This window comes from Streptomyces sp. NPDC006739 (assembly GCF_042869815.1).
GTDB lineage: Bacteria > Actinomycetota > Actinomycetes > Streptomycetales > Streptomycetaceae > Streptomyces.
The window spans coordinates 108,085-130,209 of record NZ_JBIAGM010000021.1; the positions used below are offsets into that span (position 1 = coordinate 108,085).

At 72.0% G+C, this 22,125-nt stretch carries 20 protein-coding genes, 2 tRNA genes, 1 pseudogene and 1 riboswitch; of the genes and pseudogenes, 15 read left to right on the plus strand and 8 right to left on the minus strand.

The features are described 5' to 3' along the window. From ACFYMM_RS33180 to ACFYMM_RS33205, 6 genes and pseudogenes are all read left to right on the plus strand, one after another. A pseudogene (locus tag ACFYMM_RS33180) lies at nt 1–281 on the plus strand (RNA helicase); the annotation flags it as partial. A 106-nt stretch (nt 282–387) separates the two neighbouring features. Next, the gene (locus tag ACFYMM_RS33185) at nt 388–1,911 is read left to right on the plus strand and encodes an amino acid permease (protein ID WP_388393407.1); all 1,524 of its coding nucleotides are present in this window, start codon (nt 388–390) and stop codon (nt 1,909–1,911) included. Nucleotides 1,912–2,032: 121 nt separating this feature from the next. Beyond that, nucleotides 2,033–2,105 (plus strand) — tRNA-Lys (locus ACFYMM_RS33190). Between the two features lie 279 nt (nt 2,106–2,384). Further along, on the plus strand, nt 2,385–2,870 hold the full coding sequence (locus ACFYMM_RS33195; RefSeq protein WP_388393409.1) for a MarR family winged helix-turn-helix transcriptional regulator: 486 nt from the start codon (nt 2,385–2,387) through the stop codon (nt 2,868–2,870). Nucleotides 2,871–3,041: 171 nt separating this feature from the next. Continuing rightward, nucleotides 3,042–3,710, plus strand: coding sequence for a nitroreductase (locus tag ACFYMM_RS33200; protein ID WP_388393411.1), 669 nt, complete (start codon nt 3,042–3,044; stop codon nt 3,708–3,710). Nucleotides 3,711–3,785: 75 nt separating this feature from the next. Continuing rightward, complete coding sequence (locus ACFYMM_RS33205; protein ID WP_388393413.1) at nt 3,786–4,514, plus strand: SDR family oxidoreductase; 729 nt, start codon at nt 3,786–3,788, stop codon at nt 4,512–4,514. A 33-nt stretch (nt 4,515–4,547) separates the two neighbouring features. Here ACFYMM_RS33205 and ACFYMM_RS33210 read toward each other — a convergent pair whose 3' ends face one another. After that, nucleotides 4,548–5,228 carry a type III effector protein gene (locus tag ACFYMM_RS33210; protein ID WP_388393416.1) on the minus strand — a complete coding sequence of 227 codons (681 nt, stop codon included), beginning with the start codon at nt 5,226–5,228 and terminating at the stop codon, nt 4,548–4,550. A 175-nt stretch (nt 5,229–5,403) separates the two neighbouring features. Between ACFYMM_RS33210 and ACFYMM_RS33215 the strand changes: the two genes are divergently transcribed. From ACFYMM_RS33215 to ACFYMM_RS33230, 4 genes are all read left to right on the plus strand, one after another. Then, nucleotides 5,404–5,838, plus strand: a complete 435-nt coding sequence (locus tag ACFYMM_RS33215; protein ID WP_388393418.1) for an Hsp20/alpha crystallin family protein — start codon at nt 5,404–5,406, stop codon at nt 5,836–5,838. A 109-nt stretch (nt 5,839–5,947) separates the two neighbouring features. Beyond that, nucleotides 5,948–6,343, plus strand: coding sequence for a DUF2267 domain-containing protein (locus ACFYMM_RS33220; RefSeq protein WP_388393421.1), 396 nt, complete (start codon nt 5,948–5,950; stop codon nt 6,341–6,343). Nucleotides 6,344–6,458: 115 nt separating this feature from the next. Continuing rightward, on the plus strand, nt 6,459–6,893 hold the full coding sequence (locus ACFYMM_RS33225; RefSeq protein WP_388393424.1) for a DUF2267 domain-containing protein: 435 nt from the start codon (nt 6,459–6,461) through the stop codon (nt 6,891–6,893). A 431-nt stretch (nt 6,894–7,324) separates the two neighbouring features. Then, the gene (locus ACFYMM_RS33230; RefSeq protein WP_388393426.1) at nt 7,325–7,669 is read left to right on the plus strand and encodes a MerR family transcriptional regulator; all 345 of its coding nucleotides are present in this window, start codon (nt 7,325–7,327) and stop codon (nt 7,667–7,669) included. Here ACFYMM_RS33230 and ACFYMM_RS33235 read toward each other — a convergent pair. The 3 genes from ACFYMM_RS33235 to ACFYMM_RS33245 all read right to left on the minus strand — a co-directional run bounded on the left by ACFYMM_RS33235 (nt 7,661) and on the right by ACFYMM_RS33245 (nt 10,288). Next, a complete protein-coding gene (locus tag ACFYMM_RS33235) occupies nt 7,661–8,887 on the minus strand; it encodes a M23 family metallopeptidase (protein ID WP_388393429.1) in 1,227 nt (408 codons plus the stop codon). The genes ACFYMM_RS33230 and ACFYMM_RS33235 overlap by 9 nt on opposite strands. A 122-nt stretch (nt 8,888–9,009) precedes the next feature. Continuing rightward, on the minus strand, nt 9,010–9,651 hold the full coding sequence (gene ribA, locus ACFYMM_RS33240; RefSeq protein WP_388393431.1) for a GTP cyclohydrolase II: 642 nt from the start codon (nt 9,649–9,651) through the stop codon (nt 9,010–9,012). Between the two features lie 118 nt (nt 9,652–9,769). After that, nucleotides 9,770–10,288 (minus strand): MarR family winged helix-turn-helix transcriptional regulator, encoded by a 519-nt coding sequence (locus ACFYMM_RS33245; protein ID WP_388393434.1) that lies wholly within the window; start codon nt 10,286–10,288, stop codon nt 9,770–9,772. 61 nt (nt 10,289–10,349) lie between these two features. Here ACFYMM_RS33245 and ACFYMM_RS33250 point away from each other — a divergent pair, with 61 nt between their 5' ends. The 4 genes from ACFYMM_RS33250 (at nt 10,350) to ACFYMM_RS33265 (ending at nt 14,137) form a co-directional block, all read left to right on the plus strand. Continuing rightward, nucleotides 10,350–11,480, plus strand: coding sequence for a dihydrofolate reductase family protein (locus ACFYMM_RS33250; protein ID WP_388393437.1), 1,131 nt, complete (start codon nt 10,350–10,352; stop codon nt 11,478–11,480). Nucleotides 11,481–11,545: 65 nt separating this feature from the next. Then, nucleotides 11,546–11,619: transfer RNA gene (locus ACFYMM_RS33255), tRNA-Met, on the plus strand. 276 nt (nt 11,620–11,895) lie between these two features. Next, nucleotides 11,896–12,064, plus strand: a riboswitch (cyclic di-AMP (ydaO/yuaA leader). 7 nt (nt 12,065–12,071) lie between these two features. Then, entirely contained in the window at nt 12,072–13,103 is a 1,032-nt protein-coding gene (locus ACFYMM_RS33260; RefSeq protein ID WP_388393439.1) for a M23 family metallopeptidase, read from the plus strand. Nucleotides 13,104–13,189: 86 nt separating this feature from the next. Beyond that, nucleotides 13,190–14,137: an aldo/keto reductase gene (locus ACFYMM_RS33265; RefSeq protein WP_388393442.1), complete on the plus strand. Its 948-nt coding sequence runs from the start codon at nt 13,190–13,192 to the stop codon at nt 14,135–14,137. A gap of 68 nt (nt 14,138–14,205) precedes the next feature. Here the strand turns inward: ACFYMM_RS33265 and ACFYMM_RS33270 are convergent, their stop codons facing one another. The 4 genes from ACFYMM_RS33270 to ACFYMM_RS33285 all read right to left on the minus strand — a co-directional run bounded on the left by ACFYMM_RS33270 (nt 14,206) and on the right by ACFYMM_RS33285 (nt 19,223). After that, entirely contained in the window at nt 14,206–15,582 is a 1,377-nt protein-coding gene (locus ACFYMM_RS33270; RefSeq protein WP_388393444.1) for a PrsW family intramembrane metalloprotease, read from the minus strand. A 10-nt stretch (nt 15,583–15,592) separates the two neighbouring features. Beyond that, a complete protein-coding gene (gene trmB, locus ACFYMM_RS33275) occupies nt 15,593–16,429 on the minus strand; it encodes a tRNA (guanosine(46)-N7)-methyltransferase TrmB (RefSeq protein WP_388393447.1) in 837 nt (278 codons plus the stop codon). Between the two features lie 58 nt (nt 16,430–16,487). Further along, the gene (gene lhgO, locus ACFYMM_RS33280) at nt 16,488–17,714 is read right to left on the minus strand and encodes an L-2-hydroxyglutarate oxidase (protein WP_388393489.1); all 1,227 of its coding nucleotides are present in this window, start codon (nt 17,712–17,714) and stop codon (nt 16,488–16,490) included. Between the two features lie 81 nt (nt 17,715–17,795). Further along, nucleotides 17,796–19,223 (minus strand): MFS transporter, encoded by a 1,428-nt coding sequence (locus ACFYMM_RS33285; protein WP_388393449.1) that lies wholly within the window; start codon nt 19,221–19,223, stop codon nt 17,796–17,798. 770 nt (nt 19,224–19,993) lie between these two features. On the opposite strand from ACFYMM_RS33285, the gene ACFYMM_RS33290 reads away from it, so the two are divergent. Next, nucleotides 19,994–22,072: an asparagine synthase-related protein gene (locus tag ACFYMM_RS33290; protein WP_388393452.1), complete on the plus strand. Its 2,079-nt coding sequence runs from the start codon at nt 19,994–19,996 to the stop codon at nt 22,070–22,072. Nucleotides 22,073–22,125: the final 53 nt, after the last annotated feature.

Here is a 22,125-nt window from a genome sequence, read left to right on the forward strand (position 1 = left end):
GCGGCTTCGACCGTGACCGTGGTGCCCGTTCCTTCGAGCGCCGTGACGACCGTGGCGGCTTCCGCCGTGACGACCGTCCCGCCGCCCGTCGTGACGAGCGTGGCGGCCACCGCGCCGGCGACCGCCCCTTCAACCGCGACCGCCGTGACGACCGCCCGGGCTTCCGCTCCGCCGGCCACGACCGCCCCTACGGCCGTCGTGACGACCACCGCGGTGGCACCGGCTCCGGCTCCTCCTTCGGCCGCCGTGAGGACAAGCCGCGCTGGAAGCGCAACGGCTGACACTGAGTGACCCCTCGGGAAGGGCCCGTACGACTCCGGTCGTACGGGCCCTTTTCCGTCACGGCGTGACGCATGTCACGCCCCCGGCAAGGGAATCGCTGGGGGCATGACAGATGACGCGATAGTGAGCGGGCCGTCGGACGAGGAACGGCTTGCCCAGCTCGGTTACACCCAGGTCCTCGCCCGTCGGATGTCGGCGTTCTCGAACTACGCCGTCTCCTTCACGATCATCTCGGTCCTCTCCGGCTGTCTGACCCTCTACCTCTTCGGCATGGTCACCGGCGGCCCGGCCGTGATCACCTGGGGCTGGGTGGCGGTCGGCCTGATGACGCTGTTCGTGGGTCTCTCGATGGCCGAAATCTGTTCGGCGTACCCGACCTCGGCCGGCCTGTACTTCTGGGCCCACCGCCTGGCGCCGCCGCGCTCGGCCGCCGCCTGGGCCTGGTTCACGGGCTGGTTCAACGTCCTCGGCCAGGTCGCGGTGACGGCGGGCGTCGACTTCGGGGCGGCGTCCTTCCTGGGGGCTTACCTGAACCTGCAGTTCGGCTTCGAGGTCACCCCGGGCCGGACCGTCCTCCTCTTCGCCGTGATCCTCCTCCTGCACGGCCTGCTGAACACCTTCGGCGTCCGCATCGTCGCGCTGCTCAACAGCGTGAGCGTGTGGTGGCACGTGCTGGGCGTGGCGGTGATCGTGGGTGCGCTGGCCTTCGTACCCGACCACCACCAGTCGGCGTCCTTCGTGTTCACCAAGTTCGTCAACGAGACCGGCTGGGGCAGCGGGCTCTACGTCGTCCTGCTCGGCCTGCTGATGGCCCAGTACACCTTCACCGGCTACGACGCCTCCGCCCATATGACGGAGGAGACCCACGACGCGGCGACGGCGGGCCCGAGAGGCATCGTGCGCTCCATCTGGACCTCCTGGATCGCGGGTTTCGTCCTCCTGCTCGGCTTCACCTTCGCGATCCAGTCGTACGACAAGGAACTGGGGTCGGCGACGGGGGCGCCGCCGGCCCAGATCCTCCTGGACGCGCTCGGCGCGACGACGGGCAAGCTGCTCCTGCTCGTGGTGATCGGCGCGCAGCTGTTCTGCGGGATGGCGTCGGTGACCGCCAACAGCCGGATGATCTACGCCTTCTCCCGGGACGGCGCGCTGCCCTTCTCGCGCCGGTGGCACACGGTGAGCCCGCGCACCCGCACCCCGGTGGCGGCGGTCTGGCTGGCCGTGATCGCCGCCCTCGCCCTCGGACTGCCCTACCTGATCAACTCGACGGCCTATGCGGCGGTGACGTCGATCGCGGTGATCGGCCTGTACATCGCCTACGTCATCCCGACCCTGCTGCGGGTCCGCAAGGGGGACGACTTCGCGCGCGGCCCCTGGCACCTGGGCCGCTGGTCCGGCCCGGTCGGGATCGTCTCGGTGACCTGGGTCGCCGTGATCACGATCCTCTTCCTGCTTCCCCAACTCTCCCCGGTCACCTGGAAGAACTTCAACTACGCCCCCTTCGCCGTCCTCGCCGTCCTGGGCTTCGCGGCGGTGTGGTGGCTGGCGTCGGCCCGGCACTGGTTCCTCAGACCGGACCCGGTCCGCGCCGGCACCGGTGAAGCGTCCGCGGCCCCGGTCGAGTCCTGATCCCCGGCAGAGCAGCAGTACCCCGCGACAGCTGATCGGCACGAGGTCCGGGACTCGCCTCGCGGCACGCGGATAAGGCTGTGAGAGCGACCTGACCGTACAGCTATGCTGGGGGCGGCACGGGCCGCTAGCTCAATTGGCAGAGCTGCAGACTTTTAATCTGTAGGTTGTGGGTTCGAGTCCCACGCGGCCTACACATGGCCCCCTGGCTCCGGTGACCAGACCGGTTCCAGGGGGCTTTGGCATGTGCGGCGGTGCGCCGAGAGCCGGGCTCGGAAGGCCAACTGGGCCCGCGCCAGGGAGAACGCGCCGCGCGGTAAAGGCGCACGTCACCCAAAAAGTAGGGCCGTACGGCGAGTTGGGGATGGCCGGTCGGTGGCCTCTCCTCGTGAAGCGGCAGCGCTCCTGCCTTGCTCCGGTGGGCGACCCATTGGTTTCAGGCGATACCGTATCGAGTGAAGTAGCCTGGCCTCATGGCCGTTGACGTTCCCCGCCGCACCACCGCCTCGCACGCGACCGACCGCCCCGGGGACACCTCGCCCTTCGCTCTCGGACTGCTGCTGCGCCGGGCGCACTGGAGGGCGGCCGCGGTGATGGGGGAGGCGCTGCGGCCGTTCGGCATCGAGTTGCGCCATTTCGCGGTGCTGATCGAGCTGGTCAACCACGGGCCCACGGTGCAGCGGGACCTGGTGACGGCGACGGGGTCGGACAAGGCCGGCATCATGCGGGTCGTGGACGACCTGGAACGCAAGGGTCTGGCCGTACGCAAGGCCGTCCCGGGGGACCGGCGGGTGCGGGCCGTGGAGATCACCCCCCAGGGCCTGGAGCTGTTCGACGCGGTGCACGTGGCGGCGGAGCCGCTCGCCGACCGTCTCGTCGCGGAACTGGCGCCCGGCGAGCCCGAGACGCTGACGGATCTGCTGACCCGGCTTGCCCATCCGGCGGACGGCGAGGCGTAGACGCGCGAGCGCGCTCCGCCCTCACCCCCCCGCTCCCACCCTCCGCTTCCGTACTTCCTTTCTCCCGAGGGAGATCTGTGCCCGGAGGTAGTTGCACTCGATACGGTATCGAGTGATACCATCTTGGGTGCAGTGAAGATGAAACCGTGTGACGGATGGAGGCGGGCGGTCATGGACGTCTACGAGGCGGTCACCAGCCGGCGGGCGGTGCGCGCGTTCACGGACCGGGCCGTACCGAGGCAGAGCCTGGAGCGGGTGCTGTCCGCGGCGGCCTGGGCGCCGTCCGGATCGAACATGCAGCCGTGGCGCACCTACGTGGTGACGGGCGCGCCGCTGGCCGCACTCAAGAAGCGCGCCGGCGAACGCCTGGCCGCGGGCGACCCCTGGGACGAGCCGGAGTACGAGCAGTACCCGTCCGCGCTGGGGTCCCCGTACCGCGAGCGCCGGTCCGCCTTCGGGGAGCAGCGCTACGGCGCACTCGGCATCGCACGTGGGGACCTGGAGGCGCGCCAGCGGGCCGCCGCCGCGAACTGGGACTGCTTCGGCGCGCCCGCCGCCCTGTTCTGCTACCTCGACAAGGGCATGGGTTCGCCCCAGTGGGCCGACGCCGGCATGTATCTGCAGACCGTCATGCTGCTGCTCCGCGCCGAAGGCCTGCACAGCTGCCCGCAGATGGCGTGGGCGAAGTTCCACACGACCGTCGCGGAGATCCTCTCGCCCCCGGAGGGACTCGTCCTCTTCTGCGGCATGTCGATCGGGTACGAGGACGTCACGGCCGGCGACCCCCGGACGGGCCGGGCTCCGCTCGACGAGACGGTCACGTTCGTCGGCGCTCTCTGAACCCGCCCCTCGCCTCGCATCCAGACAACGGCCCATATGCCATATTGCGCACGTAATCCTGACGAAAGGCATGTCATGAAGATCGCAGTCATGGGCGGTACCGGACTGATCGGGTCGCAGGTCGTCAAGGACCTGAACGCCGCCGGACACGAGGCGGTACCGCACTCGAAGTCCACCGGGGCCGACGTCATCAGCGGCCAGGGGCTGGACGAGGCGGTGGCGGGAGCGGATGTCGTCGTCAACCTGACGAACTCCCCGACCTTCGACGAAGCCTCCCTCGCCTTCTTCCGGACCTCGATGGACAACCTCCTGGCCGCGGCCGGCAAGGCAGGCGTCGGCCACTTCGTCGTCCTCTCGATCGTCGGCGTGGATCAGGTGCCGGAGCTGGACTACTACCGTGCCAAGGCGCTCCAGGAGGAGATCCTCGCGGCCGGACCGGTCCCGTACTCGATCGTCCGGGCCACGCAGTTCATGGAGTTCATGGACGCCGTCCTGTCGTGGACCGCCGACGCCGACACGGTCCGGCTGCCCGCCACGCCCATCCAGCCGATCGCCTCCAAGGACGTGGCCGCCGCCGTGGCGGAGGTCGCCGCCGGCGCTCCGCTGAACGGCATCCGCAACATCGGTGGCCCCGAGGTCTTCACCCTGGACGAGCTGGGCCGGATCACCCTGTCCCACAAGGGCGACGGCCGTAGCGTCGTCGTCGACCCCACCGCCGGCATGTTCGCCGTCGTCAAGGGTGACGTCCTCACCGACGAGAGCGCCCACCTCGCCCCCACCCGCTACGCCGACTGGCTCTCCTGACCTCCCCGAAATCCGAATTCCCCGGGCCTGGCATCACGTCCTGTTCTGGCGCCGGCTGCCGCTCTTGCTGCGGAGTCGGTCGGTGTGGCGGGCCATGTCGTCGACGCGCTCCGCGAGGTCGGGGTGGCCGGACGTCAGATACGCCTGGGTGACCGTCAACGGCCCGACGAGGGCGGCCGGGTCGTTGTCGCCGAGGGCGGCGGTCAGTTCGGCGAGCGGGGTGCGGGCGGCGGCGGGGAGGTCGGTGAGTGCGGTGATCTCGCCGGCGAGCCGGCGCAGGTCCGCCGCGTTGGCGCGGGCCCAGGCGGTGACGGTGCGGTCGGCGGCCCGGCGGTCACGGGTGGCGCGTACCCGCTCCTCACCCGTGGACCCCGGGTTCCCGGGGCGGACCCGCAGGTAGCGGCGTTCGGCGGCCTGGCGGCTCGAGACGCCCAGGGGATGGGCCAGGTCGGCCCAGCTGGCGCCCGCGTCCCGGGCCTCCTCGATCAGCCCCGGTTCCCATTCGGCGAGCTGGTCGCGCACCTCGCGGAGCAGCAGAAGCGCCGCGAGTGCCTGTTCCGAGCTGGCCTCGCCGGACTCCGGACGCTCCCTCTCCCGCGGCGTCCGGGCGGTGCGCAGCGCATCGTGGATCGTGTTCAGCGCCGTGGCGGCGGCGAGGAAGGACGTGGGGGTGAGGCCGCGGGCGCGGGGGGTGGGCTGATCGTCAGAGGTCATGAGGTCTCCAGCGGGCGGTGTCGTCGGTGTGTGCCGTGTCAGCGTGGTGTCGGTGGGCAATGTCGTCGTGTCGACGACGTTCGACTTGTCATCACTTGGATGACATGTTACAACGAGGTCAGGTGAACCGCATTGGCAGGACCGACCCTGACCTGACCACTGGAGGTGTTTCCCGATGTTGATGCGCACCGACCCCTTCCGTGAGCTGGATCGACTCACCCAGCAGCTCCTGAACACGCCCGGCACCTGGACGCGGCCCTCGGCGATGCCGATGGACGCCTACCGCGAGGGCGAGGAGTACGTGATCGCCTTCGACCTGCCCGGCGTCGCCACGGACGCGATCGACATCGACGTCGAGCGGAACATGCTGACCGTCAAGGCCGAGCGGCGGCCCGTCAGCAAGGCGGACGACGTGCAGATGGAGCTTTCCGAGCGGCCTCTGGGCGTCTTCTCCCGCCAGGTCGTGCTGGCCGACACCCTGGACACCGAACACATCAAGGCGGACTACGACGCGGGTGTGCTGACCCTGCGTATCCCGATCACCGAGCGCGCCAAGCCCCGCAAGATCGCCATCGGCGGCGGCTCCGAGCGCCGGGAGATCAGGGGCTGAGTCTCCCTTCCGGCCGCTCCGGAGGGCCGGGGACGGCCTCCCCTCCGGCCGCCCCGGTCCTCCGCTCGCCCGCCGCCACCGCCACCGCCACACACGCACGGGAGCAGCGATGACCATGCGATGGGAGGCGTTCCTGGACCAGGTCGAGGAACGCGGCGAGTACAAGACCGCCGAGGAGGCCGAGCGGGCGGCCCGGACGGTGCTGGCGCTTCTGGGCGCGCACCTGGTGGGCGACGTACGGGCGGAACTGGCGGCCCGGCTGCCGGAGGAACTGGCACTCGTCCTGCTCAACCCGCTCCAGGCGCACGAGCCGCTCCCTCCCGAGCGGTTCGTACGGGCCACCGCGGCCTGGATCGAGGGAGCCACGGAACGGACCGCGGCCTGGGACGTGAGCGCTGTGCTCAGCGTGGCCGCGGACGCGGCGGGCGAGGAGCTGACCCAACGCATCCTGCTCCAGCTCCCGCCCGGCTACGACCTTCTGTTCGGCCGCCCCCTGCGCGTATAGCCCGGGCCCACGAAGGCGGCGCGCCTGACAAATCCAGAAGAGAAACCCCAGAAGAGAACCCCCGAAGAGAACCCCCGAAGAGAAACCCCAGACGAGAAAGGCGACCGCGTCACCGATGAGTTCCCAGCAGGAGCCGTGCCGGGCCACCGTGGGCATGACGTTCGAGCAGTTGCTGGAAAGAGCGCGCTACGAAGGCGCGTACCCCACCCGCGCGCAGGCCGAGGAGACCGTGCGCGCCGTGCTGGCCGCCCTCGGGCGCCAGCTCACGGGCGATGAACGCGTGGAACTCGCGGCCAGACTGCCGCGCGAGGCCGCCGTCCCCTTCACCTCCGAGATCCCCGCCACCGAGCCCCTCACCGGCTGGGGCTTCGTCAAGGACCTGGCGTCCCGCACCGGCGGTACGGCGGCCACGACCCGCTGGGACACCGGCACGGTCCTGCGCATCGTGGCCCAGCTCGCCGGCGAGGACCTTCTCGGCCGCATCCTGGCCCAACTCCCCTCCGGCTACGCCCTGTTGTTCGGCCGGGCCGAACTCGTCCAGGCGGCCTGACGCGTTCAGGGCGGCTCCGGCCCTACAGAAAAACTGTCGTGGCCATAGTAGACATTGGCTCTTCTCAGGGTTACTGTTTCTCTCGTAGTCAGGGATCGATCAAGGTCTGAGATCGATCAAGGCAGAACGAGCGAGGTGAAGGAGCAGACGCCATCAGGATCGCCCGGGCGAGGAAGTGGTCCGCCCGGGTACCGCAGGCCCCGGATTGGAAGGTGGTCCCCGGTCACGCATCCGCGATCCCCGCAGCCCCGCCCTCCCAGGCGGACCTGCGGAAAAAGAAGGCCGGCGCAGTTCGCCGGCAGATGGTGTTGAAAGCTCGGGGCCCGGGTGCCGTACATGGCACCCGGGCCCCCCGACGCGTCCCCGAGAGAAGTTCTCGAAAGAAGCCCCCGAGAGAAGTCCCCGAGAGAAGTCCCCGAAAGAAGAGGTCTGTGCCCCCTGCCGGTTCCCGCCCCGTCGACAACCTCGACGACGACGACTACCCCGCCTACACCATGGGCCGGGCCGCCGAGATGCTCGGCACCACCCCCGCGTTCCTGCGCACCCTCGGCGAACACCGCCTGATCACCCCGCTGCGCTCCGAGGGCGGCCACCGCCGCTACTCCCGCTACCAGCTGCGCATCGCCGCCCGCGTCCGCGAACTCGTCGACCGGGGCACCCCCATAGAGGCCGCCTGCCGCATCGTCATCCTCGAGGACCAGCTGGAAGAGGCCCGGCGCATCAACGAGGAACTGCGCGCACAGGGCCCCGAGTCGCCGTCGAAGACCTCAGCCTGAGTTCCGGATCACCCGGCCCCGGTACAGCCGTCCGGGGACGTCGGTGAACTCCAGGTCCAGGCCGACGCCGTCGCGTTCGGCGTGGAGGTGCAGGTGCGGCTCGGTGGTGTTGCCGGAGTTGCCGACCTCGCCCAGGAGCTGGCCCGCGCGGACCGTGTCGCCCTTCCTCACCGTCACCGAGCCGGGCCGCAGATGCGCGAGTTTGACGATCTCCCGGCCGGTGTCGAGGAAGACGTGGTTGCCGTAGAGCGGCTGGTAGCGGATCTCGCCCGGCTTCTGCTCCTGGACCGTGTCGGCGGCGGAGATCACCCGGCCGTCGCAGGGCGAGCGGACCGGGCGGCCGTAGGCGGCGTACGACGCCAGGTCGCGGCCCCGCCGGGTCCGGGTGCCCAGGGGGCCCGGGACGACCAGGTCGACGGCGCCGCGCTGGTCCGGTATCCGGGCGTGGTGGTTGAGCATGCGGCCGCCTCCCTGTCCGACGTACCAGGTGCCCTCCAGCGGGAAGCGCAACGGCCGTGACAGCGGCGCCCGCCAGCGGTGCAGGCGCGCGGCGGCGACCAGCCAGACCGCTCCCGCCAGGAGCACGACGCCGGACACGAGGCCCTCCGCGACGTGGCCGTTCGGCAGGCCGGGGAGCCGCCAGGCCGAGGCGAGTGCCGCGACGGCACCGGCCTCGACGGCGCGACGCAGCGGGCGGGGCTGGAGCGCGGGTGCGCTGCGGCCTGCCACCAGCACGTAGACGGCCGCGAGAGTGGCCATGTCGCCGAGCCAGCCGGTACGGTCGGCGGCCGTCCAGAGGCTCCGGATGTCCCAGAGGACGACCAGGACGAACAGGACGAACAGGGTGAGCGGAACGACGTGCGTCAGCGGGACGGGCAGGAGCCGGCGGCGCCGGGGCGGCGTGTAGCGGGCGCCTTCGAGGAGCAGTCCGTCGATCTCGCCGCCGGGCCCCAGGTGGACCCAGGCCCTTACGCTGCCCCGGCTGCCGGAGATGATCAGTCCGTCGGGGCTGTCCGTCACCGTGCCGAGTTCCCCGACGCGGTCGGTCGTGGCGCCGACGATCCGTCGCAGGACGTCCGCGCCCACCGCCTCCGCCACCCTCGGCGCGAGGCGTGACCAGTCGTCCGGGTTCGCCGCGAGGAAACGCCGCAGAGCGACCGCCTCGGGGGGCCCGGCGGGCCGGGGGGACTGCCGGGCATCCGGTGTCAGATCGCGCACGTACCCTCGCCTCCTCCGCCCGCGACCGCAGGCGCCGTCACGCTGACATTGTGGGTGACGACGACGGGCCGGCCAGGGGCGCGAGTGACAAAACGAGCCACGCCAAGGGAGTGAGCCCCGGCTCAACCCACGTTCAGCTCGCTCAACTCCCCCAGCGGCAGCGTGTGCTGGGTCTGCAGGACCTTCGCGCGCAGGTAACGGACGTTGTGGGCCGTGGTGAAGACGCCGGTCGGGACGCGGTCGCGGACCGTCACGTCCAGGCCGCGCAACTGCTCCGCCTTGTCAGGGTTGTTGGACAGCAGGTCCAGCTCCCCGATGCCGAGGGCGCCGAGCATCTGGGCGGCGGCCGTGTAGTCGCGGGCGTCCTCGGGAAGGCCGAGGGCGGCGTTCGCCTCGTACGTGTCGAGGCCCTGGTCCTGGAGGGCGTAGGCGTCGAGCTTGTTGTACAGGCCGATGCCGCGCCCCTCCTGGCGCAGGTAGAGCAGGACGCCGCCGCGGTCGGCGATGCGCTCGACCGCCTCGCGCAGCTGCGGACCGCAGTCGCAGCGGGCGGAGCCGAAGACGTCGCCGGTCAGGCACTCGGAGTGCAGCCGAACCAACGGGACGGTGCCGGGGGCCGGTTCCCCGAGGACGACGGCGACGTGCTCCTGGCCGTCGGTCAGACCGTGGAAGGTGACCAGTTCGGCGTCGACGCTGTAGCCGTCCTGGAAGCGCAGCGGCACCCGGACGCGGGCGCGCGGGCTGGCGGCGGGGAAGTCGGGCATGCGGGTCTCCGTGGTCCGTCCGTATCTGCTTCAGTTTTGAAGCAGATCCAATGTCCGGGACCCTACCTCATGCTTTAAATTTGAAGCAACAACTTTACGGAGCCGCGAGCGGGACAGCTCATGAACAAGGCGGCGGAGAGGAGCGTCGCCGCCAGGGGACGTCGTCCGGGGTGGGACGCTCCCCGTCCTCCTGGAGCGCCCGCGCGATCCCCGTGCAGATCTCCTCCAGCTGTCCCACCTGCTCCTCGCTGAGGTGGTCGAACAGGGAGGCGCGTACCGTCTCGACATGCCCCGGGGCCGTACGCTCCAGGACCGCCATCCCCTCCTCGGTGAGCGCGGCGATGCTGCTTCGCTTGTCCCACCGGCAGTCCTCCCGCCGCACCAGGCCGTCCTTCTCCAGCCGCGTCACGGCGTACGTCAGACGGCTGCGGGTGATCTTCGTCCGCTCGGCCAGATCGGTCATCCGCAGCCGGTGTTCGGGCTGCTCGGAGAGGTTGGCCAGGATGGAGTAGTAGAGGTGCGGCATGCCGGCGTCCTGCTGGAGCTGCCGGTCGATCGCGTCCTCCAGGAGGTGCGTCGCGGCGACGTACGCACGCCAGGCGCGTTGCTCGTCGGGGGTGAGCCAGCGGGTCGTCATGCTGCCAGTGTAGGTTTGTTTCAAACTTGAACCAAGACCGCCTCCGAGAGCGAGCGCGCCGATGCCCCTGCCGTACGTCCTGCTGTCCGCCGCCGTCTCCCTCGACGGCTACCTGGACGACACCGGTCCCGAGCGGCTCCTGCTGTCCGGCCCGGCCGACTTCGACCGGGTCGACGAGGTGCGGGCGTCCGTCGACGCCATCCTGGTCGGCGCCGGCACGATCCGCGCCGACAACCCCCGGTTGCTGGTCAACAGCCCCGCCCGGCGCGCGGCCCGGCTCGCCGCCGGCCGGCCCGAGTACCCCCTGAAGGTCACCGTCACCGCCTCCGGCGACCTCGACCCCGAGGCCAGGTTCTGGCACACGGGCGGCGAGAAGATCGTCTACACGACGGACCACGGAGTCGACCGCGCGGGCGGCCTGGGCGTCGCCGCCGACGTCGTCACCCTCGGCCCCGACCTCGACTGGCGCGCCCTCCTCCAGCACCTGCACGACGTGCGCGGCGTACGGCGGCTGATGGTCGAGGGCGGCGGAACCATCCACACCCAGCTCCTGCAGCAGGGCCTCGCCGACGAACTCCAGCTCGTCCTGGCCCCGCTCTTCGTCGGGGACCCGGCCGCCCCGCGGCTGTTCGGACCGGGGGCGTACCAGGGCGGACGGCTGAGGCTCGTCGAAACCCGCCGGATCGAGGACGTCGTCCTCATGCGCTACGAGCCCACAGCCCCCGGCACCGGTGCGACCCCCACCGCCGCCGACCGCCGCTGGCTGCGCACCGCCTGCGAGCTGGCGGCGCTGTGCCCGCCCTCCGGGACGGCGTTCAGCGTCGGCGCGGTGGTGGTCGCCGCCGACGGCACGGAACTGGCGCGCGGCCACTCCCGGGAGGGCGACGACCCGGTGGTCCACGCGGAGGAGGCGGCCCTCGCCAAGACCGACCCCGCCGACCCGCGCCTTGCGGGCGCCACGGTCTACAGCAGCCTGGAGCCCTGCGCCCGCCGCGCCTCCCGCCCCGCGCCCTGCGCCGAACTGATCCTCCGGGCGGGCATACGGCGCGTGGTCACCGCCTGGCGGGAACCGGACACCTTCGTGGCGGCGGCCGACGGCACGGGCGTGCTCACGGACGCGGGCGCGCAGGTCGTGGTGGTGCCGGAGTACGAGGACCTGGCGAAGGCGCCCAACGCCCACCTGCCGGCCTGAGCGGACCCCCCCCGGTAAACGGGTGTGCGGGCCGCCCCGCGGATGGCGTACACTGGTGTCAACGACGCGGGGTGGAGCAGCTCGGTAGCTCGCTGGGCTCATAACCCAGAGGTCGCAGGTTCAAATCCTGTCCCCGCTACTGAAGGCTCAGGGCCGGAATCCAGTACATGGATTCCGGCCCTGAGTGTTTGTCCATGCGCGGCCCACGCGCGCCCCCACGCTCGGCCCCACGCCCGGCCGCGTGCGCGCCTCGCGCCGAGCCGAGGCCAACTCGCCCGATTTTCATCCCTCATGGCAGGTAAGTCCCCCTGCGAAAAGATTAATGATCAAGCAGTAGAGCTTGGAAACTGACAGGTAGGTCTATTAACGTTCGATAACGCAGCGCGGTTGTCCCAGCCGTCACAAGAGGCGGCTCCGTGCGCACGCGCCGAATCCCGCAAGGGAACCGGGGAACCACCACCTTGGGGTGAATCACGCGGATACCGCCGCGAACTCGCAGAGTCCACGGCAGGTATACGCGCGTAGGAGACCTTCCCGCTCCGAACCCGTCAGCTAACCCGGTAGGCGGCGGAAGGAGAGGAGTGCGCCCGCGTGGCGTCCAACCAGCCTGCCCCAGCAGCCCCGTACATGCCGAGTCAGCGCGACGGTGAGACCTTCGGCTACGGCGGCCCCGGCACCGATGAGGGCCCGTGGGAGGAGTGGAACCCCACCGAGGACTCGCTCAACCCGGTGCGCGGCAGGCACCGCGTCGGCAAGCAGCGCGGGGGCGGACTCGCCCGCAGCTCCACGGTCCTGGGCGTCGGCGTCATAGCCGCCGTCGGCGCGGGCGGCATGGCCAGCGCCAACACGGGCAAGCCGCCGGTATCCATCTCGCTGCCCGACCTGTCCTCCGTCACCTCCCTGTTCGGTGAGCACTCCGGCGCCTCCAAGGCCCCCGCGAGCGCCCTCGGCAACGTCGCCACGGTCTCCACCGAGAGCGGCAGGAGCGGCTCGGCCGGGGAGACGCTGCGCAACAGGATCATGGCGCAGGCCGGGCGGCAGCAGGGCCAGGCCGACAGCAAGGCGGCCGCCGCGGCCGTGGCCGCCGCCGACCAGCAGGTCGCCACCGCCGCCGCCAAGGCCGAGAAGGAGGCCGCAGCCAAGGCCGCCGACGCCAAGCAGCAGGCGGAGGCCGACGCCAAGAAGCAGGCCGAGACCGCCAAGCTCGCCCAGCTGGCCACGCAGTACCAGCTCCCGGTCGTCTCCTACACGATCACCGGCACCTTCGGTCAGGCCGGCTCCATGTGGTCCTCCGGCTACCACACCGGCCTCGACTTCGCCGCCCCCACGGGCACGCTCATCAAGGCGATCCACAGCGGCACCATCACCGAGGCGGGCTGGGCCGGCGCCTACGGCTACCGCACGATCCTCACCCTCGACGACGGCACCGAGCTGTGGTTCTGCCACCAGTCCTCGATCAACGTCAAGGTCGGCCAGAAGGTCGCCACCGGCACCGTCATCGGCCGCATCGGCGCCACCGGCAACGTCACCGGCCCCCACCTCCACCTGGAGGTCCACCCCGACGGCCAGCCCACCGGCATCGACCCGATGCCCTGGCTGCGCAGCAAGGGCCTCAACCCCTGACCGTCCCCTTCCCTCACGTCCCTCTTCACGCAGAGTTCGCACGACCGGCGGAATGAGTCCTCCTGTTGTGCTCGTTGAAGAGGGACATGACTGTTTCTCTGCGCAAGCTCGGCTCCTCCGACCTCGAGGTCTTCCCGCTCGCCCTCGGCGGCAACGTCTTCGGCTGGACCGCCGACGAACAGGCCTCCTTCGCCGTCCTCGACGCCTACGCGGCCGCGGGCGGCAACTTCGTCGACACCGCCGACTCCTACTCCGCCTGGATCGAGGGCAACCAGGGCGGCGAGTCCGAGACGATCATCGGCAAGTGGCTGAAGGCCCGCGGCAACCGCTCCGACGTCGTCATCGCGACCAAGGTCAGCCAGCACCCGGAGTACCAGGGCCTGTCCGCGGCCAACATCAAGGCCGCGGCCGACGCCTCCCTGCGCCGTCTGGACACCGACTACATCGACCTCTACTACACCCACTTCGACAAGCCCGAGGTGCCGGTCGAGGAGATCATCGGCGCCCTCGACGAGCTGGTGAAGGCGGGCAAGGTGCGGCACATCGCCGCCTCCAACATCAGCGCCGAACGCCTCCAGGAATCCCTGGACTTCTCCGACCGCGAGGGCCTGGCCCGGTACGTGGCGCTCCAGCCGCACTACAACCTGGTCTCCCGCGACACCTACGAGGGCGCCCTGCGTGACCTCGCCGCCCGCACGGGCCTCTCGGCCGTCCCGTACTTCGCGCTCGCCTCGGGGTTCCTCACCGGCAAGTACCGTCCCGGTACGACGGTGGACAGCGCGCGGGCGGGATCGGCCGCCAAGCACCTCGACTCCGAGCGCGGCCGGCAGGTCCTCACCGCCCTGGACGAGATCGCCACCGCCCATGACGCCCCCGTGGCCACGGTCGCCCTGGCCTGGCTCACCGCCCAGCCGACGGTCGTGGCCCCCATCGCCTCGGCCCGCACGGTGGAACAGCTGCCGGCCCTGCTGGGAGTGGCGGAGCTGACGCTCTCGGAGGCGGAGGTCGAGCGCCTGACCCAGGCGTCGGCCTGAACTACGACCGGTACGGGTTGTAGGGGGTGTACGGGTCGTACGGGTCGTAGCCCAGGCGTCGGCCTGAACTACGACCGGTACGGGTTGTAGGGGGTGTACGGGTCGTACGGGTCGTATGCGGCGTGGTCCACCGCCGGATACCCGTATCCGTACCCGTACCCGTATCCGTACCCCTGGCCGTACCCGTACCCGTACCCCTGCCCGGCCCGGGGCACCGTGGCCGCGGTCAGGGCCGCGTACTCCAGGGCCGGCCGCGCCACCTGCCGCCGGCTCCACAGCTCGGTCAGCAACTCCCCTTCGCGTACGGCGAAGTCGGCGCCCGCCCGCCCGCGCCGCCCCCGGTACCGCAGGAACGCCAGCGAGGTGGCGTAGGCCTCGTAGCGCGCCACCTCCCGCGCCGCGGACCTGCCCCCGCAGTGCCGGGCGGCGTACTCGCGGGCCGTCCGGCGTGCCCGCATCGAGCCGAGCGCGAGCGGCTCGGCGGGCCCCAGCCACCCGGCCAGGACGTACGCCGGCAGCTCCGTACGCACGGTCCGCAGCTCCCGCTGCCGCGACCAGACCGCCAGCCAGGTCAGCAGCCCGAACGCGGGCACCATGAACGCCCCGTACACGGCGAAGAACCCGTACTGGCCGAAGGTCGAGGAGCCGTTCCAGAACGCGTGCATGCTCATCGCGAGCAGCAGCCCGCCGAGCGGGAACAGGACGCGCCGCGCGTGCTGCCGGTCGGCGGCCAGTGCGGCGGCGCCGAAGCCGATGCCGGTCAGGACGGTGAACAGGGGGTGCGCGAAGGGCGACATGATGACGCGCACGAAGAAGGTGGCGGCGGTGACGGAGGCGATGCCGCGGTCGCCGGTGAGCTGGTCGGTGCCGAAGGCCGTGCCGAGATAGAGGATGTTCTCGGTGAACGCGAAGCCGGTGGCGGTGATCCCGGCTATCACCACCCCGTCGACGATCCCGGTGAAGTCCCGCCGGCGGAAGAGGAAGACCAGCAGCACGGCGGCCGCCTTCGCGGACTCCTCGACGACGGGCGCTATGACGGTCGCCCCCAGGGTGTCGGCGCTCGCCGGATCGGCGGTCGCGGTCGCTATCCACTTCGTCGCGAAACTGTTGGCCACGATGGCTATCAGGGCCGCCGCGCAGGCACCCCAGGCGAAGGCGAACACCAGGTTCCGCCAGGGCCCCGGCTCGACCCGGTCCAGCCAGCGGAAGGCGGCTGTCAGCAGCGGCACCGGCAGTACCGCGAGCCCGAGGCCGACCAGGAAGCCCTCCGTACCGGTCTGCTGGCGCACCATCGCGAGGATGACCAGCCCGGACAGGGCGAGCAAGGTGATCAGTGCCCCGTACCTGACCCAGCTCCGCTGCCACCAGTGCGGGTGCCTCGGCGCACCGTCGGCCGGTCCGGTGGGGTACGTCGGGTACGTCCCGTACGGAGGACAGTTGGCCACGGCATCGACCCTAACGGTGCTGACGGTGCTCCCAGTGCTCCCGGTGCGGTACGCGGCGGAAGAGCAGATCGTTCACCACATGTCCCTTGTCCAGTCCCTGCCCCTCGAAACGGGTCAGCGGCCGGAACCCGGGACGCGGCGCGAAACCGCCGTCCGGCTGGGTGTTCTCCAGGTCCGGGTGTGCGGTCAGCACCTCCAGCATCTGCTCGGCGTACGGCTCCCAGTCGGTCGCGCAGTGCACGATCGCGCCCGGCTTCAGACGGGCGGCGGCCAGCGTGAGGAACTCCGGCTGGATCAGCCGCCGCTTGTGGTGCCGCTTCTTGGGCCAGGGGTCGGGGAAGTAGACGCGCAGCCCGTCGAGGGAGTCGGGGCGCAGCATCTCGCGCAGCAGGATGATCGCGTCGCCGTTGCCGACCCGGACGTTGACGAGCCCGTTCTGCTCGGCGAGGTTCAGCAGGTTCCCCTGCCCCGGCGTGTGCACGTCCACGGCCAGCACGTTCGTACCGGGATCCGCGGCGGCCATCTGCGCGGTGGCCTCTCCCATCCCGAAGCCGATCTCCAGCACGACGGGGCCCGAGTTCCCGAACAGCTCGCCGAGGTCGATGACCCGCTGCCCGTCGATGTCCAGCCCCCACTTCGGCCACAGCCGCTGCAGGGCGTCCGCCTGCCCGGCGGTCACCCGGCTGCGCCGGGGCTGGAAACTGCGGATCCGCCGCTCGAAGTGCGACCCGGCCGGATCGGCCTTGGGCCCGTCGGGAAAGCGCGGCTCCCCCTTGGCCCGGGTATGCCGAACGGACACGCCGGGGGTGTGCCGGGAAACATCGGGGGTGTTCAGGGAGTCAGCCACAGTGACTAGATTTTACGGCGCCTCCCGGCCACCGGACCGCCCCCCGGTACGGCGTGCGTCACAACGCTCCCAGCATGGCGAGCGCTCTCCGTCCCACCTCCCTGCCGATCGGCAGCGAGGCGGTGGCCGCGGGGGAGGGCGCGTTCAGCACGTGCACGGCCCGAGCCCCCTCGCGGATCAGGAAGTCGTCCACCAGCCCCCCGTCCCGCAGCACCGCCTGCGCCCGCACCCCCGCCGGGGCCCGCACCAGGTCCCCCTCCTCCACCGCCGGCAGCAGCCGGCGCACCGCCTCCACGAACGCCCCCTTGGACACCGAGCGTCGCATCTCCCCGGCCCCGTACCGCCAGTGCCGCCGGGCGATGGCCCACGATCCGGGCCATCGCAGGGTTCCCGCCAGCTCCCGGGGCCGTACGACACCCCAGCCGTACCCCTCCCGGGCCAGCGCCGGCACCGCGTTCGGCCCGACGTGCACGCTCCCGTCGATCCCGCGGGTGAGATGCACCCCGAGGAACGGGAACGCCGGATCGGGCACCGGGTACACCAGCCCCCGCACCAGCTCGGGCCGCGCCAGCTCGTAGTACTCCCCCCGGAACGGCACGATCCGCACCTCGGGCTCGTCCCCGGTCAGCCGTGCCACCTCGTCGCAGTACAGCCCGGCGCAGTTCACCAGTACCCGCCCCCGGACGACGTCCCCGCCCGCCGTCCGCACGGCGACCCCCAGCTCCGGCCGCCGGTCCACCTGGACGACCCGTGCGCCGTAGCGGATCTCCGCCCCGGAGGCGTGGGCGAGCTGCCGGGCGACGCCGACGAAGTCGCAGACGCCGGTCGTGCCCACGTGTATCGCCGCGAGCCCCCGCACCTCCGGCTCGTACTCGGCGATCTGCGCGGCGCCCAGCTCCCGCACCGGTATGCCGTTCTCCCGGCCGCGCTGCACCAGGGTGTGCAGCCGGGGCAGCTCGGAGCGGTCGGTGGCGACGATCAGCTTGCCGGTGACGGCGTGCGCGATGCCGTACTCCGCGCAGAACTTCACCATCTCCGCGGCGCCCCCCACCGCGTACCGTGCCTTGAGCGAGCCCGGGCGGTAGTAGATCCCGCTGTGGATGACCCCGCTGTTGCGCCCCGTCTGGTGGCGGGCCGGTCCCGGCTCCTTCTCCAGCACGGTCACCCGCGTTCCCGGCGCGGCGCGTGTGATCGCGTACGCCGTCGACAGGCCGACGATCCCGCCTCCGATCACCAGCACGTCACAGTCGTACGCGGTCTCCCGCGGCTGCCGCGTCACCTGCACCACCTCCCGGTTCCGATAGTGCACTGCGCCACTGACAACGGCCTCAAACCCGGGAGCCGCCCGGCTGCCGGACGGATCCTCTCAGGCCGGCGCCGCCATCAGCAGGGGCCTGGCCCGCTCCCGCAACTCCACCACCCGGGGTTCGTCGCCGTACGGCTCCAGCCGGTGCAGGAGGTCCTTGACGTACTCGGTGGTGCGGGCCGAGGAGATGCGCCCGGCGACCTCCACCGCCCGCACGCCCTGCTCGCAGGCCGCGTCCAGGTTGCCCGACTCCAGTTCGGCGACCGCCGAGACGACGAGCCTGAGCCCGTGCGAGCGTACGAACTCCTCCGTCGGCTTCGACAGCGCCTGTTCCGTGAAGCGGCGGACCTGGCGGGGCGCCTTCAGGTCGCGGTAGCACTCGGCGGCGTCGGCGGCGAACCGGTCGTAGCCGTAGAAACCGAGCCAGGACGGGTCGTGGTCGCCGTCCCGGGACCGCTCCAGCCAGCCCTCGGCCGCCTTCAGCGCGGCGCCGGCCGCCTGGGCGTCACCGGCGCGCGCGTGCGCGCGTGCCTCGACCAGGCGGAAGAAGCTCATGGTGCGCGCGGTGGCCAGGCCCCGGTTGCGCTCCAGGGCGGCCTGCGCGAGGTCGACGCCCTCGTCGCCGAAGCCGCGGTAGGTCGCCTGCAGCGACATCGAGGCCAGGACGTAGCCCCCGAGGGGGACGTCGGCGGCGGCGCGCGACAGGCGCAGCGCCTGGATGTAGTACCGCTGGGCGGCCTCCTGCTGGCCGGTGTCGAAGGCCATCCAGCCCGCCAGCCGGGTCAGTTCGGCGGAGGCCCCGAACAGGGCGCGGCCCACTTCGTCGGAGTAGGAGCCGAGCAGCAGCGGCGCCGCCTCCACCCTCAGGCACTCCGGCACCATGGACGAACGCCAGTCGCCGCCTCCGTACTTGGAGTCCCAGCGCCTGGCGTCCTCGGCGGCCTCCCGCAGTTTCTGCACGTCGCTGTGGCCGACTTTGATCGGTGCGCCCGAGCCCTCGGAGGGGTTCGCGTCCCGCGCGACCGAGCTGTCGGCGGGGGTTATCAGCCATCGTGAGGCGGGCGTTGCGTATGCGCTCACAGCGAAGGAACCGGCCAGGGACTGCCAGATGCCGCCGGAGCCGGCCCGGCGCCCCGCGAGGTCGAGGCGGTACAGCTCGGTCGCCGAGCGCACCGCCTGCCCCACGTCCCTGGGGAAGGCGAGGCCCACCTCGGGGGCGGGATCCGCGTCCGCCAGGCCGATCTCGTGGAGCGGCACGGGGCGGCCCAGCTTCTGGCCGATCGCGGCGGCGATGAGGTGCGGAGCGGCGCCCTGCGGCACCATGCCCTTCGACACCCAGCGCGCCACCGACGTCTTGTCGTAGCGAAGAGTCAACCCGCGTTGAGCGCCAAGATCGTTGACGCGTCGCGCGAGTCCTGCGTTGCTGATTCCCGCGAGGGCGAGAACGGCGCCGAGTTTTTCGTTCGGCCCGCGTTGCTCCCTGGACATGCGCCACCCCTCGACACAGACGGCTGCCGTGCTGGCATAACCACGCGGCATTCGTAAACCCAGCGTAGTTCGCCGCATCCCAAGCGTTAAGGGGCATTGTTCCGGATGGCGGGATTGTGGTCCGTACGAGAGTGCGGGCCCTGTACGCACCGTGCACGGCTTGTCGCGGCGTGCCCCCGCCGTGTGGCCGTGCGCCCGTGCGTGCGCTCTTCTCCGGCCATCGCGGGAGCGGTTCCATGGCTCTTGCGTGGGTCGGCCCGCTGCACTGGATCCAGCGGGCTGGGGGACACCGCCACCTACATCCCCGCGGGTGGCGGACCGGTCCGGGAGGCGATGCCCGCCTCCCGGACTGTGCGCGGTCCACAGACGGCGGTGCACTGCGCAGAGCCTGTACGGAGCGTGCTCAAGCCGACTGCCGCTTCGGCGATTTGGCTGAAAATAGACCCCGCTTCTTGCGGGTGATTACCGCTCCCACCACGGTACTTGAGGGCGCTAAGGGAGTTTTCGGGGAGCGTTTGGGGGCGCATTCGCGTCGCACCCTACCGGCCTCCGTCCGGGCGTCCGCAGCGGCACGCCTCCCCCGCGCCCCGGGCCAACCCACCGGCGGCCGCGGGCGGTTCGCTTCTCGCGGCTCTTCACAGGCACGCGCGCGTGGGGCGCGTGCCGTGGATCTCAGGCGGCGCCACCGCGCCTCCGGGGCGCGTTCTTCATGGCAGCATGGTGAACCGGTTCGTACGGTGCACTGTTGTCCACAGCCTGTGGAGGCGTCGATGCGGTGGTTGGTGGGATGGAGCAGCACCGCCGCGGGTGCCGTGGGCCTCGGCTCCGCCGGTGCCACCGGGTACGACGGCGAGACCGTGCACCCCGTCGGCTCCCAACTCCTGTGGGGTGACCCGGATCCGCTGTGGGCGGTCGGCGACTGGCGCCCGGACGAGGTCCGCGTGATCCAGGCCGACGCCCAGAACCGGATCGCCGTCCTGGGCACCTGCGGCGCCTCCGACGAGGAACTGCGGCTCGGCCTGTTCACCGCGCGCGGGGGCGCACTGCGTCACCTGACGACCTGGCCGGGCAACTACACGGCCGTCGTCCAGGTCGGCCGCCGCGTCACCGTATGCGGCGATCTCGCCGGCGCGCGCCCGGTGTTCCACACCCCCTGGGCCGGCGGCACCGCCTACGCCACCGCCGCGCTGCCGCTCGCCGACCTCATCGAGGCCAACCTCGACTTCGGCCATCTCGCGGCGCTGCTCGCCGCTCCCGACGTGCCGGCCGCGCTGCACGACTCGACCCCCTACGAGGGCGTACGGCGCATTCCGCCCGGACACGCGCTGATCCTGCGGGCCGGTGCCCGCGAGGTCGCCGGGTACGAACAGGTCGCCTCCCTCGCGGTGGCGGCACCCTCGGCCGACCCCGGCAGGGCGGTGGACGCGGTGCGCGACGCGCTGGTGGAGGCCGTACGGGCCCGTCTGTCCGCCCCCCGGCACGTGCCCGACATCGACCCGGGACCGGTCCCCGGCATGGGCCCCGCCGAGCGGCGTGCCGCGCGCGGGATGCCGGTCCCCGGGATCGGCGCCGACCTGTCCGGCGGACCCGCCTCCGGCACGCTCGCGCTGCTCGCCGCCGGGCTCCCCGGCATGCCCGGCACGCTCCTGGGACATGGCACCGGCGCGGGCGAGCGGCTGCTCGCGGTCACCTTCAACGACCTGGCCGTCGGTGGCCGCGAGGCCGAACTCGAACGGGCCGGGATCCTCGCGGCCAACCCGCGCCTGCACCACGTGGTGGTGCCCGGTGGCGAGGAGACGCTGCCCTACGCCGACCTGGACGGCCCCCTCACCGACGAGCCCGGCCCCTCGCTGGTCCTGGCCGCCCGCCACCGCGCCCGGCTCGCGGCCGGCAGCGCGGACCACTTCACCGGGTACGGCGCCCGGCAGGTCCTGGACGCCCACCCCGCCCGCCTCGCCGACCTCCTGATGGACCGCAAACGGCGCCACCTGGTGCGGCCCGTCGCCGCCCTGGCCAAGGCCGACGGCTCGGTGATGGTCCCCGCGCGCGTGTACAGCGCGGCCCGGCGGCTGGCCCGTACGCCGTACACGGCGGGCGTGGAGATGCTCGCCGAACGGCTGCTCCGGCGCCGCTTCGACGAGCCCGGCGGCGCGGTGGGCGCGTCCCTGGCGGCGCTGACCTGGGGCAGACCCGGCCCGGCGGCCCGCTGGCTGACCGGGGAGGCACTGGCTGAAGTATCGGTTCTGCTGGGAAGTGCGACCCACCGCTCCGGTGTGGGCCCCGGACAGCGTCCCGGCGACTACCGCGCGCGTGCCGCGCTGGCCCGGCACGCGGCGGACATCCGCGTCCTCGAACAGGCCGCCGAGATCCGCTCCCAGCGCCTGCACGCCCCGTTCCTCGACAACCAGGTCGTACGAGCCTGCCGCGCCCTGCCCGAGGCCCTCCGCGTCCAGCCGGGCGCCCGGGCCGCCATCCTCCGTACGGTCCTGGAGGGCGCCGGCGTCGCCGACCTCCCGCCCGGCTGGGGCGCTCCCTCCCACGCCTCCTCGGCCGCCGCCGCCCGCACGGGCCTGCGCGTCTCCGCCGACGCCCTCATGTCCCTCTTCGCCACCCCGCTCCTGGCGGAGGCCGGTCTGGTGGAGGCCCGGGTCGTCCGCAAGGCCCTGCGCGCCGCCGCCGACGGCGAACCCCTGCCCCTGGACGGTCTGGCCGACCTGGTCTCCCTGGAACTCTGGCTCCGCCGTCTGCTGGCCCGCCGGGGCACCTGCTGGACGGGAACCCCGGCACGCGCCCGCGCGGTGCCCTCCGGGATCATGCCGAGGAGGGGCGCGCTGGCATCGGGGGCATGAACGCCTGCGGCCCGCCCCGCCGGACACGGGCACGGGCACGGGAGCACGAGCTC